The sequence below is a fragment of the Phycisphaerales bacterium genome (genome assembly GCA_035627955.1).
In the GTDB taxonomy this organism is placed as follows: Bacteria; Planctomycetota; Phycisphaerae; order Phycisphaerales; family UBA1924; genus JAEYTB01.
The window spans coordinates 24,308-36,825 of sequence record DASPKU010000007.1; the positions used below are offsets into that span (position 1 = coordinate 24,308).

10 protein-coding genes are annotated in these 12,518 nt (G+C 70.5%); all 10 read right to left on the bottom strand.

The window, feature by feature from the left end; translation table 11 throughout:
- Nucleotides 1-34: 34 nt before the first annotated feature.
- Nucleotides 35-2,701: an MMPL family transporter gene (locus VD997_06215; GenBank protein ID HYE61570.1), complete on the bottom strand. Its 2,667-nt coding sequence runs from the start codon at nucleotides 2,699-2,701 to the stop codon at nucleotides 35-37.
- Nucleotides 2,698-3,453, bottom strand: a complete 756-nt coding sequence (locus VD997_06220; GenBank protein ID HYE61571.1) for a hypothetical protein — start codon at nucleotides 3,451-3,453, stop codon at nucleotides 2,698-2,700. Before VD997_06220 ends, VD997_06215 begins: the two co-directional genes overlap by 4 nt.
- Nucleotides 3,450-4,985: a class I adenylate-forming enzyme family protein gene (locus tag VD997_06225; GenBank protein ID HYE61572.1), complete on the bottom strand. Its 1,536-nt coding sequence runs from the start codon at nucleotides 4,983-4,985 to the stop codon at nucleotides 3,450-3,452. Before VD997_06225 ends, VD997_06220 begins: the two co-directional genes overlap by 4 nt.
- Nucleotides 4,982-6,349, bottom strand: a complete 1,368-nt coding sequence (locus VD997_06230) for a tryptophan 7-halogenase (protein HYE61573.1) — start codon at nucleotides 6,347-6,349, stop codon at nucleotides 4,982-4,984. Before VD997_06230 ends, VD997_06225 begins: the two co-directional genes overlap by 4 nt.
- A 123-nt stretch (nucleotides 6,350-6,472) precedes the next feature.
- A complete protein-coding gene (locus VD997_06235) occupies nucleotides 6,473-7,381 on the bottom strand; it encodes a hypothetical protein (GenBank protein ID HYE61574.1) in 909 nt (302 codons plus the stop codon).
- Nucleotides 7,382-7,426: 45 nt separating this feature from the next.
- Nucleotides 7,427-9,862 carry a beta-ketoacyl-[acyl-carrier-protein] synthase family protein gene (locus tag VD997_06240; GenBank protein HYE61575.1) on the bottom strand — a complete coding sequence of 812 codons (2,436 nt, stop codon included), beginning with the start codon at nucleotides 9,860-9,862 and terminating at the stop codon, nucleotides 7,427-7,429.
- Entirely contained in the window at nucleotides 9,859-10,893 is a 1,035-nt protein-coding gene (locus tag VD997_06245) for a lysophospholipid acyltransferase family protein (GenBank protein ID HYE61576.1), read from the bottom strand. Before VD997_06245 ends, VD997_06240 begins: the two co-directional genes overlap by 4 nt.
- A 62-nt stretch (nucleotides 10,894-10,955) precedes the next feature.
- Nucleotides 10,956-11,759 carry an outer membrane lipoprotein carrier protein LolA gene (locus tag VD997_06250; GenBank protein ID HYE61577.1) on the bottom strand — a complete coding sequence of 268 codons (804 nt, stop codon included), beginning with the start codon at nucleotides 11,757-11,759 and terminating at the stop codon, nucleotides 10,956-10,958.
- An 8-nt stretch (nucleotides 11,760-11,767) separates the two neighbouring features.
- Nucleotides 11,768-12,196 carry a 3-hydroxyacyl-ACP dehydratase FabZ family protein gene (locus tag VD997_06255; GenBank protein ID HYE61578.1) on the bottom strand — a complete coding sequence of 143 codons (429 nt, stop codon included), beginning with the start codon at nucleotides 12,194-12,196 and terminating at the stop codon, nucleotides 11,768-11,770.
- A 3-nt stretch (nucleotides 12,197-12,199) separates the two neighbouring features.
- Nucleotides 12,200-12,457, bottom strand: a complete 258-nt coding sequence (locus VD997_06260) for a phosphopantetheine-binding protein (protein HYE61579.1) — start codon at nucleotides 12,455-12,457, stop codon at nucleotides 12,200-12,202.
- Nucleotides 12,458-12,518: the final 61 nt, after the last annotated feature.

Here is a 12,518-nt window from a genome sequence, read left to right on the forward strand (position 1 = left end):
ACCAGCAGGGGATGACCCGCGCGTGAAGCTGGGGTCAGGTGTGCTGGTGAGGGGTGCTCACCGGGTGGTCAGCTGGTGCGGCGTGGTTGGGGAGCGGGTGATCGGGCGAGGCGGGGTGTTTGCTGCGCCGGCCGGCGAGGATGAGGAGCAGCGGCGCGAGGAGGAGGAACGCGCCCGCGAGGCACGCGGCGACCCCGATCGCCACCACGCGCCCCAGCGACTGCACGGCGGGGGTGGTGGTGAGGATGAGCGTGCCGAAGCCGATGAACGAGGTGACGGCGGTGTGGGCGATGGCGTGGAAGCTGGCCTTGAAGCGGGTGACGAGCTGAGCGCGGGTCTCGTTAGCGTGCTCGCTTTTCTGCGCGAGGACGGCGAGGAAGATGCCGTAATCAACGCCGATACCGAGCAGCAGCGGCACGGCCATGGCGTTGGCGAGGTTGAGGCGCTCGTCGGTCATGGCCATGACTGCGAGGAGGACGGCGCCGCCGAAGAGCAGGGGAATAAGGGAGAGCAGGGTGTACTTGAGGGAGCGCAGGCAGAGGAGGAGCAGAGCGACCACGGCGGCGGTGGCGGCGAGCATGAAGCGGGGGAGGTCGTGACGGACGGCGTGCTCGACGTCGTGGCCGACGACGGCCATGCCGGTGACGACGGCGCCGGGGATGTCGGCGATGGCGTCGCGGAGGGTGGCGGCCGCGGCGTCGCGGGTGCGGGCGTCGTTGGTGGGGTTGTGGATGGAGACGAGGGTGATGGCGGCGGGTTTTGTGCGCGGGTCGGAGTTGCGGGCGAGGACGAGGTCGCGGAGGTCGGGGTAGTTGTTGAGGGTGGCGATGGTGGGCGGGCTCTGCGGGGCGAGGAAGCGGCGGAGGAAGGTCTCGAAGTCGGCGAATGCCTCGGAGGTAAAGCTGGAAGAGGCGACGGCGGCGCGGAACGCGGCGATCGTCTGGTCGATGTCGAAGCTGGTTGAGGTCGCGGCACGCGCAGGGTCCGGGAGGAGCGATGCAAGCCCGGTGACGGCGGTGATGTGGCCCTGCTCGCGTGTTTCTGCAGGGGCGAGGGCGCGGTGCACGCGGTGGGTGGTGGAGACGAGTGTGTCGGGCGTGTCGGCCTCGGTGTAGATGATCATCGTGTCGCCGCCGCCGAAGCGGCGGGCGATCTCGTGCTCGGTCTCCAGCGGGCGGTTGGGCTGCGGGTGCATGACGTTGAGGTTGGTCTCGAACGTCGGCAGGCCGCGGAGGATGGTGATGGTGAGGGCCGCGAGCATGAGGAGCGCGCAGGCCCAGAGCATGGGGCGGGCGCGGCGGTCGAGGGCGGTGACGAGGGGGGTGAGGTGGATGCGCGGGCCGGTGGCGCGGGGGCTGGACGTGCGCGAGGTGAGGCGGAGGAGGGCGGGGAGGATCCAGACGGTGGCGAAGAGGGAGAGAACCAGGCCGATGGAGCCGAGGATGGCGAAGTCGCGGAGGGCCTGGATGCTGGAGAAGGCGATGGCCGCGAAGCCGACCACGGTGGTGGTGCTGGCGGCGGTAAGGGGCATGGCCAGGTCGCGGACGGAGGCGAGCGCGGCGTCGGCGGGGGACATGCCGAGTTGGCGGCGCTCTTCGTAGAAGGAGATGAGGTAGACGGAGAGGTCGATGCCGCAGGCGATGAGGGTGGCGGCGACGGCGGCGGTGAGCGGGGTGAGGACGGGGCTGATGAGGGCGAAGAGGCCGAAGGCCAGGAGCAGGGCCGCGGCGTTGGGGAGGAAGGCGAGGGGGAAGCTGAAGAGGTTGCGGAAACCGATGAGGAAGACAATCTGGAGGAGGACGACGGACCAGATAACGTTGCTGGTGAGGTCGCGGCGGATGGCCTGCTCGCTGGCGGCGGCGATGGCGTAGGCGCCGGAGAGCTCGACGGTGAGGCCCTCGTGCGGGGTGGAGGCGAGGAGCTGGTTGGTTTCCGCGACGATGCGCTTGCAGAAGTCGAGGTCGCTGGGGGAGCGGGTGCCGGCGATGCGGATCAGGATGCTGCGGGCGTCCTGCGAGATGAACTCGGGCTGGTTGCGCCAGGTGCGGAAGCCGGCGCGGGAGTGGGCGAGGCGGTCGCCGAGGAACTCGCGCAGGCGGAGGGGGTCCTTGATGAGCTGCTTGGCGAGGGCGCTGGCGGCGGGGCCGGGTGCCGAGAGCATGGCCTCGTTCTGCGCGAGCTGGGCCTGCATGGCGGGGAGCGTGAGGCGCTCACGGAGGGCGGCGAGCTCGGCGTCGCTGAGGTAGAGCAGGCCGGCGGGCACGGCCTCCTGCTGGATGAACTGCATGAACTGGGGGCTGGCGGCGTAGGTGACCTTGCCGAAGGTCTGGTCCCTGTTGCTGGTTTGAGTGTGCGCGGCGGTGTGGGCCTGGACTTTGGTCTCGAGCGCGCGGGCAAAGGTGAGGAGCTGGGCGGCCGCTTCGTCCTCGGTGCCGGGCGGGTGATCGAGTGTGGCGAGGACGAGGAGCTCGTCGGCGGTGGGGAAGTGATCAAGGACTTTCTGGAGGGCGACGACGGAGGGCTTGTCGGTGCCGAGGAGGTCGGCGGCGGAGCCGCTGGCGCGAACGCGGGTGATGGCCGCGGCGGCGAGGAGCATGAGGAGAACGGTGATCGCGAGCGTGGCGCGGGGGTGGTGGACGGGGGCGAGGAGCCAGCGCTCCCAGCGTGTGGCGGAGCGTGCGCCGCGCTGGCCGTGTATCACTGCTTCACCGCCCGGCGCGGGGGGGTGAAGGCCGCGGGTTGGATGGGGCCGTTGAGCTCGACGTCCTGGAGGCGGACCTCAGCGGAGCCGTGCTCGCCGACGGCGCGGATGCGGAGGGGGAAGGGTGTCGCGTTGGGGCCGAGCTCGCGGTAGGTGTCGAGATGGAGGGCCTGGCGCTCGCGGTTGTGCTCGTCGCGGATGGAGTACTTGATGACGGTGAGGGTGGCGCGGTCGATGGTGGCGACGATAGTGCCGGAGTCGATGGGGCGGGTGGCAGTGAGCTCGGGCGTGGTGGTGAGGACCAGGCGCGGGTCGCGGAAGAAGTCGCCGGTGAGCAGGGAGATGGCCTGGGCGATCTGCTCGGGGCGGGCGCGCTGAAGGCCGTCGGCGGGCATGCGCTGCGCGGCCTGCTCGGAGGTCATGAGCCAGACGCCGTCCTCGCGGACGGTGGCGTCGAACACGGCCTGGCCGAGCTTCCAGGTGCGGAGGCGCAGGCGCGGCTGGTTGTCCTTGAGCTCGAAGACGAGGGCGCCGTCGAAGTTGACGGTCTCGCCCCGGGGGTCAGTAAGGGTGAGTGCGCACGCGGCCTGGATGCTGCGGATGGACTCGGCGCGGGCGGCCAGGGTCTCGACGGCGGCCTGCTCGCTGCGCCAGTCGTAGGGGCGGACGTAGGGTTTCGAGCACGCGGTGAGGGCGGCGAGCGCGATGGCCGCGAGCGTGGTGAGGGTGTGGCGCATAAGTGAGTGGGTCACGCCTCGGACTCCAGTTGGGCGCGGAGCACCTTGCCCGCCGGGGTGCGCGGCAGGGCTTCGCGCGTTTGGAAGAGGCGCGGGACCTTGTGGCCGGGCAGGCGCTCGCGGGCGAAGCGGCGGAGGTCGGCCTCGTCAAGGTTGCCGTTGACGGGGACGACGACGGCCTTCAGGCGCGAGACGGTGGGCGTGACGGGCACGCCGACGACGGCGCACTCTCGCACGCCGGGGTGGGCGCTGAGCACGGCTTCGACCTCGGCGGGGTTGACCTTCATGCCGCCGATGTCGATGAGCTGCTTGAGGCGCCCGGTGATGGTGAGGTTGTTGTGCTCGTCGAGGCGGCCGAGGTCGCCGGTGAGGAAGTGGCCGTCGATAAAGGGGGGCTCTTCGCCGACGTAGGTGTGCATCATGGAGGGGGCTTTGATCGCCACGATGCCTTCCTGACCTGACGCAACCGCGGAAGACTCCACCGAGATGAGGACATCTCGGTGGCACGTGTTGATTGCATCGGGGTCGAGGATGCGGATGCTCACGCCGTGCATGGGCTGGCCAACGCTGAGGGGGTCGGGGGCGGGGTGGTCGGGGTGGTTGAAGGTGACGGAGCCGAGTTCAGAAGCGCCGTAGAGCTGGCCGACGCGCCGGCCGAAGCGATGGGCGAAGGCCTCGGCGACGGCGGGTGGGAGCATGCCGCCGGCGGAATAGGCGAGGCGCAGCGCCGTTTCGGGCCGACCCTCAGTCTTGGCGAGCACCTCGAACATGAAGGGAACGCCCGGGAAAACGGTGCTGCCCTGCGGGTTGTCGGCGGCGAACTCGCGGAGGGCGACGGGGAGGTCCAGGCCGTCGCAGAGGTGGACGCACGCGCCGGCCCAGAGGGGCGCGAGGAAGCCGTTCTCGATGCCGTAGGCGTGGCAGATCGGCGCGGCGGCAAAGACACGGTCGTTGGGCGTGAGGCCGGTGGCGTCGGCGACGTTGCGGGCGACGGCGTCGATCGCTGAGGCGGGGCGGTGGACGATCTTGGGCAGGCCCGTGGTCCCGGAGCTTTGGAGCATGAGGCCGGCGAGTGCGCCCGCGTTCGCGCGAATGGGTGCTGGGGTGGTGGTCGAGAGGAAGGTGTAGAGGTCGAGCTCGTTGCACCTGCTGCTGCCCGTCGTAGGCGCATGGCCCGAGCACGGGGCCGGGCACCCGTTGAGGATGAGCTTTGCGTTGGTGCCGGCGGCGGCGGCGGGGACCTCTTTCGCAACCGACGGGTGCATCGGGAAGGCGACGCACCCCGCGGCCCAGATGCCCAGGCAGGCGGTGAAGTACTCGACGCGGTTGCCGCAGATGAGGATGACGACGTCGCCCGGCTTGGTGCGCTGGCGGAGCGCGTGGGCCACACCGCCGACCTGCTGCGCGAGCTGCGCGTAGTTGGTGTTCGCGCTCGAGTTCAGGCCGACCTCGCGCGCGGCGATTGCGTCGGGGCGCTCGAGCGCGTGGCGGGCGAGGCGGGCGAAGAGCTCCATCGGGTGCGCGCCATCAGGACGCGGGGCGCTCACACCGCCCCCGCGGTTTCGCGGTGCGGCTTGACCTCTGCACGCGCGTGCATGCCCGGCAGGGGCCCGGGCTCGGGCGCATCGAAGATCGACCACGTGGGGCGCTTGGGCCCCAGGGCGACGTGCTTCTGGGCCCACACGCAAGCGCGGAAGTACCACATGCGCCAGCGGATGCTCCAGGGCGGGGCGGGCGGGAAGACGTTGCCCGCGAGCAGGCTGATCACGGCGCGGTGCACCTGGAGCGGCCCCTGCCCCTCCATGAACAGCTCGCGGAAGTTCTGGTGGTGGTACATGCGGATCATGTTGAAGAAGTACTTGCTGCTGTTGTGCACGTAGCCGCAGTAGCTCTTCTTGAGCTGGTCCACGTTCTTCGCGCCGCGGACCAGCTTGGCGACGGTCTGGCCGACGCGGACGCCGCCCATCATGCCCATGCAGGCGCCGGTGGAGAAGATGGGGTCGACGAACACGGCCGCGTCGCCGACGAGGAAGTAGCCGTTGCCCGCGAAGGGCTCGCAGCGGTAGCTGAAGTCGGCGAGGATGTGGTTGTCTTTGGGCAGTTCGGCGTTCTTGAGCTGGTTGGCGATGTGGGGCACGCGGGCGACGGCCCAAAGAAGGGCCTGATCGTGCTTGACGGGCAGCTTCTTGGCCTCATCGGCGTCCATCACCATGCCGATGCTGACGACCTCCGAGTTGATCGGGATCATCCAGAACCAGCCCTCTTTGTACATCACGATGGTCGGGTAGCCGCCCACCGGCATGGGCTTGCGGTCCACGTTTTTGAAGTGGCCGAAGAAGGCGATCTTGCGGTGGCCCTCGATGACCTTGCGGGTCTTGAGCAGCTTGCCCAGGAACGAGCCCTGGCCGCTGGCGTCGATGAGCCACCTGCCCTTGACGCGGCCGGCGCTGGTTTCTACCTCGACCTCGCCGTCGCGCATGACGGGGACGTCCTTGACCGTGACGTTCTCGCGGACGACCGCGCCCTCATCCTGCGCGGCCCGCAGCAGCATGTTGTCGAACACGGCGCGCTCGATGTTGAAGGCGTAGGTGCACCCCACGCCGGGGAGGCCGCCGTCGAAGCGGAAGTGCATGGACTTCTCGGGCTCCTCGGCCCACGCGAACTCGGCCCCCCACTTTTCCACCTGCGGAAGCTTGCTGAGCCGCTCCTCGAGGCCGAGCTCCTTGAGCAGGGCCATCATGCGGGGGAGGAAGCTCTCGCCGATGTGGAAGCGCGGGTGCTGGGCGCGGTCGAGCACGAGGACGGTGAGGCCCTCGCGGCGCATCTGGAGCGCGGCGGTGGCGCCCGCGGGGCCGCCGCCGATGACGATGGCGTCGTAGATGGTGTCGGATGTGGAATGGGTGGTGGTCATGGGACTGCTCGCGTTGCGATGACGGGTGTGGGCGTCTGTGGTGTTGGCGGGATTGAAGCTGCGCGGTGAGCGGCCGCTTGGGATGGCCAGCCGCTCCCTTACGGTCGCGGTTCCTACTGGTTTCTACTGGACGGCGGCGACTCCCTCGACCTCCACCAGCAGCTCGGAGCGGCAGAGGTCGGCGCGGAGGACCTCGACCTTTGCCACGTGGCGGAACTCGCGGGCGCAGGCGTCGCGCATCAGGGCCTCGTCAACGGCGCGGGGGCAGTAGACGCGGACCTCGCGGAGGCGGTCGAGGGCCGCGGTTTCGGGGCAGCCGCAGCCGCGGGCGATGACGGCGCGGAGGTTGATGAGGGTTTCGTGGACCTGGGACTCGAGGTCGCCGATGTGGACGGACTCTTCGCCGCGGATGCTGGCGGTGCCGGCGACGAGGAGCACGCGCTCGCTGCGCAGCTCGGCGATCGTCGCGCGGGCGAAGCACGGGGGCGTGGGGCCGAAGCGGCGGGAGTAGAGGTACGCGGGCACCTGGCGCGGGTTCTCCACCGGCGTGCCGGGCTTGGTGGCGGCGAGGCAGTGGATCACGAGGTCGTCGCCGCTGTGGCCGATGCCGCTGGCGCAGGCGACGCAGCGGCGCACCTGGTCCACGCCGCCGAACCACTCCTGCATCGCGGAGAAGCGGCCGGCGTTGAACGCCATGTAGCGGTCAAGGCCCGGCGCGACGCGGTCGTGCAGGCCGGGGATGTGGTTCCAGAAGCGCACCGGGTGGTGGGCGTGGCAGACTTTCAGTCGGGTGAACAGGGCGCGGTAGGCGGCGCTCACGTGCGCGGCCACCCCAGGCTCTTGCAGTTCGCGCAGGTTCGGCACGCGCACACTGACGAGCGCGATGCCATCGCGCTCGATGGCGACAGGCGCGCGGTCGTGCAGGTCGGCGTGCGGCAGCTCGCCGACGAGACGGGTCACCCACGCGGGCGGGGCGACGACGTCGGCTGCAAGCGCTTCATGAGGCACGGGTTGTGCGAGGGCCGCTGTCACTGGCCGCAAGCATACCGCGGTGAGGGGCACTTCACACGCAAACGCCTAGCGATCCCCAATCGCGACCCGAACCGCGGCCGCGGCGCCGGCGAAGTCGGTGGCGAGCAGCCCGAAGCTGCGGACGGGCGCCGGGCCGGTCACTCCCCCGAACAGCCGGGGCGGGGCGTGCCTGGTGAGCAGCACACCCGCCAACGCGGCCAGCGGGCCGGCGCTGAGGAGCTCGGGCAGGTAGCCCTCGATGCTGCCCACGTGAGCGAAGCGGCGGCGGCCGCTGAGGCACGGGCGTGTGTGTGATTCTGGTGAAGGTGGTGGGCGGCGGGCGGCGCGCTCGATGGCCGCGTGCTCGACGCGGTCGAGCCAGGTGCCGCAGCTGGAGGTGATGAGGGCTTCGATCGAGCCCAGTGAGGACACCAGGCGCTCGCAGGCGGTGGTCATGGCCGCGACGGTGCGGGCGCAGGCGGCTCCGCCGGCGCGGGCATCGATCGTGGCGCGGGGCGTGACATTGCGGGCGAGGGCGGAGGGCTCGCTCTCGAGGATGATGGCGGCGGCGCCGCTGGCGGTGAAGAAGCCCCGCTCGGCGCGGGCGCTGCCGACGAAGCCGGGCCCGGCCTTGTAGCCCCACTGCCGCCAGATCTCGTTGGCGAGGGTGTGGTGCTCCTCGCCCGCGCTGACGATGGCGCGCTCCCACTCGCCGGTGGCGATGCGCACCGCGGCGAGCCAGAGGGCCTCGAGGCCGCTGGTGCGCGTGCCGATCACGGTCTGGCAGCCGCCCTTGACACCGAAGACCATGGAGAGCTGCGCGGCCGCGGCGTTGGGCACGCCCTCGGCGAAGAGCATGGGGTTGGCGGCGGCGATGCCTTCATTGACGATCTGGCGGTAGTAGCTCTCGCTGAAGCTGGTGGAGCCGAGCATGGAGCCGAGGATGGCGCTGGCGGTCTCGCCGAACGCGGGCGTGTCGGTGATGGACGCGTCGCGGAAGGCCTCGGCGGTGGCGGCGAGGGTGATCTTCTCGTACTCGCTCATGCGGCGGACGCGCCGGGCGTTCAGGAGGTGGGCGAGGGCTTCGTCGGTGAGGTGGCCGGGATCGGCGGTGAGGGGTATCTGGGTCTCGTGGGTACCCCGCCGCTCCGCGGCGGCCTCTTCGTTGAGCGCGAGGCGGGCGGAAAGCGCATCGTTCCCGATGACACCGGGAGCGACGACGCCGACGCCGGTGATGAGCACTGGGCGGAGGTAGGGTTGCTGTGTGCGCGGATCGCTGGAAGAGCCGCCGCGGAGCGGCGGGGTACCCAAAGGCGGGGGACCCAGAGACGCGATCATGCAGGTGTTCGCGCCGCCGAAGCCCAGCGACATGTTCATCGTCGCGGCGATGGCCGCCTCCCGCGCGGCTCCGCACTCAACGCGCACGGGGAACTCGAGGGCATCGGGCGTGACGGCCGCGGTGGGCGGGATGCGCTGCTCGCGCATGGCGGTGATGGAGAGGATGAGCTCGGTCGCGCCCGCGGCCCCGAGCGTGTGGCCCACGTGGCTCTTGAACGCGACGACGCCGGTAGTGCTGAGGTGGTCGCCGAGGACCCTCTGCATCGCGGCGAACTCGGCCGCGTCGTTGTTGGGGGTAGCGGTGGCGTGGGCGGAGCAGAGGCCGATGGCGCGGGCGTCGAGGTTGTTCGACACGCGGGCCATGGTGAGCGCGGCATTGGCGGCGCGGGCGGCGCCCTCGCCCTCGGGGTGCGGCTGAGTGAGGTGATGGGCGTCGCTGCTCTCGCCATAGCCCAGGAGCTCCGCGAGCGGCTCGGCGTGACGGGCGTGCGCGTCGTCGGCGCGCTCAAGCACGACGATGGAGTAGCCCTCGGCGAGCTTCATGCCGTCGCGCCCCTTGCAGAAGGGGCGGAGGTCGCCGCTGGCCACGAGGCGCAGGCTGTTGAAGCCGGCGTACACGTACTCGCTCACCGGGTCGTAGCCGCCGGCGATGACGACGTCGAGCAGGCCGGCGCGGAGCAGGGTCATGCCCATCGCGATGCTCGCAAGGCCCGAGGAGCATGCGGAGCAGGTGGTGAGCGCGGGGCCGCTGATCGGCAGACCCTCAAGCACGTCGGCGAGGATGCTGCCGCCCAGGAAGTGCCGCAGCGGGCGGTGGTCGCCGCTCCGGAGGTAGGCGCCCCCCTGGCGGATGCCGTGGAGCGTGGTGCCGAGGATGACGCCGGTGCGCGCCGGGGTGAGGCTGGCGGGGCTGATGCGCGAATGGCGCAGGGCGTCGTCGATGGCCCAGCGCAGGTAGCGCACCTCGCGGACGGCGCCTGGCATGAAGTCTGCCGGCAGGTCCACGGCCTGGCCGCCGGTCTGGCCAGCGGGGATCGGCTGCTCGAGCGCGGGCATCGAGTTGAAGGCGCGGCGTTTCTCCAGCACGCCCGACCATGTCTCGGCGCAGGTGCGGCCCAGGCAGGTGACGAGACCCGCGCCCGTGATGACGATCCGCTTGCTCACGCACGCTCCTGCGTTTGCCCGGTGCGGGCGGCGGCCTGGTCCTCCACGAACGCGGGGCTGAGGAGCAGCCACTGGTCGGGGTGCTTCTCGACATAACGCGCAATGAGGTTGGTCAGTTCGACGAGCGCCGGGTGCGGCGGGGCGCCGGGCCCGGCCTCGCGCAGGCCGCCCTCTGCGATGATGGGGTCCTCGATGATGATGCGGACCTTGCGGCGGCCAACGCGGAGCGCGAAGACAGGAATGATCGGCGAGCCCGCGGCCATCGCGAGCTTGACGGGGCCGGTGGGGACCTCAAGCGTGCCGCCGAGGAAGGGGAGGCGCACGCCGCGCTGCCCGGGCATGACGCGGTCGGCCTGGATGAGGACGACGTCGTTGGCCTGGAGGCGGTTGCGCAGGTGGAACCAAATCCCCATGCCTTCGTCCACGGGCGTTTCGTTCACGCCCAGGCGGAGGTGGAGCTCCTGGCGGAGGCGCTCGTAGGCGCCGATGGGCTCGCGCTTGAAGACGACGTTGATGTGGGGCTCGTACTCCTTGAGGGCCGCGGCGGCGACCTCGTAGGAGCCCATGTGGGCGACGGCGATCACGGCGCCGCGCCCGGCGGCGCGGGCGGCGAGCAGCTTCTCGTGGCCGATGATCGACTCGACCTCGACGAGCATCTCCTTCTGCGTGCGGCGGGAGTTGCGGCCGACCTCCGCGAAGAACTCGTAGAAGTTGGCGAGCACGGCCTTGCCGAGGCGCACGCGCTCGGGTCGCGAGGAGGATTCGCCGAGGATGCGGCGGGCATTAGCGGTGGTGCCGCGCCGGATGGAGATGGAGGCGAGCCAGGTGCCGTGCACGAAAATGGGCTTGACGAGGTCGACGAACCACGGGGCCCGGGCGGCGAAGTGGGCGAGGAGGCGGATCCAGAAGGCCGCGGCGGACTCGCGGAGGCGGAGGAGGGGCCCTGGGTGGCCCGCCGCTCCGCGGCGGGGCGTTGCGTCATCGCGAGTGCGCGGCGACTCCTGGGTGCTCCGCTCCTTCGATACGGGCATGTGCTGGCGCGGAGCCTCCCGCGCAAGCGGGGCTGGATCATCCGCAATGCCGCCGGCGACCGTCACTTCTTCGGCTCCTTCTCGCGCTCCTGCGGCGGCTGCGTGGAAGGATCGGCGGGTTTGGGCGCTTCACCCTGGAGCGGGCGGGAGATGGTCGTTCGCTCAGGCGTCTTGAGCGTGACGTCCTCGTCTTTGAGGCCGGTGTTGGTCTTGACGTTGCTGAAACGCATGACGGTGACCTCGCCGTCGGCGTCGGTGATCTCGACCAGGCGCCCGATGCCGGTAGTGCCGTCGATGATCACGCGGACCTGGGCCACGTGCTCCTTCAGCGTGTCCTTGATGGGCGTGAGCGCGAGGCCGAGCTCGCCGTCCTTTGCGTTCGCGTCGATGTCCTTCGCGGGAACTTCGGCGATGGTGAAGTGCTCGCGGACGGTCTTGTTGCGGGGCAGGGGCGAGGCCGCGAGTTCGGCCATGCCGCCGGCGACGGGGTAGACCTCGACGGTCTTCTGCTCGGGGTAGTAGATCTTGAGCTCGCTGGCGTCGATGGTCATCGCGGTCGGACGCGGTTTCAACGTGTCCCAGCGGGTGGTGGAGCCCTTGACCTTGACGGTGCCGCTGGAGACGAGCGGCTTTTTCAGCAGCGGCGTGCGCTTCTCCTGCTCGAAGTCGGCGGTGAGGTCCTCGATCTTGGTGACCGTGGCGTCGAGCTCTTCGAGCTTCTTGTCAAAGGAGCTAACGGGTGCCGTGCCGGGCTGAACCGGGTTGGTCCCCTGGGTCGGCCGGGTCGTAGTGGTCGGCTGCGGCTGCGACGGGGCCTGAGCGAGCGCGTGCGCGCCGAGGGCGACTGCGAGAACAGCTGCAGGCAAACGGCGGCTCATGACGCCACCCCCGCGAGGGCGAGCGTGCCGCGGGCGATGCGGCTGTCGCCGACGTGCGCCGTTACGTCAAACTGGCGCAGCGGGCCCATGGTGCGGGTGAGCGCACTACGGAGCACGATCTCGGCGGGCGGGCGGGCGGTGCCGTCGTAGCGCATGTCCACGTGAACGAGGCGGCCGGCGGTCACGCCCGTGCCGTGCAGGCCGACGAGGCCGCTCAGCTGGGCGAGGGCCTCGCTGATGAGCACGCCGGGAACGATGGGATCATCGGGAAAGTGACCTGCGAAGAAGGGCTCGTCGCCGCGGAGCTGCCAGAGGGCTTCGCCACGCTCACCGGCGGAGAGGCTCACCACCCGCGTGAGGAAGCGGAAGGGCGGCCGGTGGGGCAGGCGTTCGAGCACGTCGTCCATGTCAGCCTGCCTCATCATCCTTCACGAAGCCTTCGCGGCCTGCACGAACCCCGCGAGCGTCTGCACGTCCTTGAACGCCTCGCGACCGATCTGGCCGTCGGCGATCTTGATGCCGAACTCCTTCTCGATGCTGGTGACCAGCAACAGCACGTCGAGCGAGTCGAGGTCGAAGTCGCCGCCCACCAGGGGGGTGTCGGGCTGGATATCAACCCCGTCGCCGAGCTTGAGGTCCCGGCGCATGATCGTCTTGATTCGCTCCACAATTGCTGCGTCAGCCATTTGCGGGCATTGTACGCGAAAGCGGCGGGAACGCGGGAAAGGCATCTACCGCGGAGTTGGC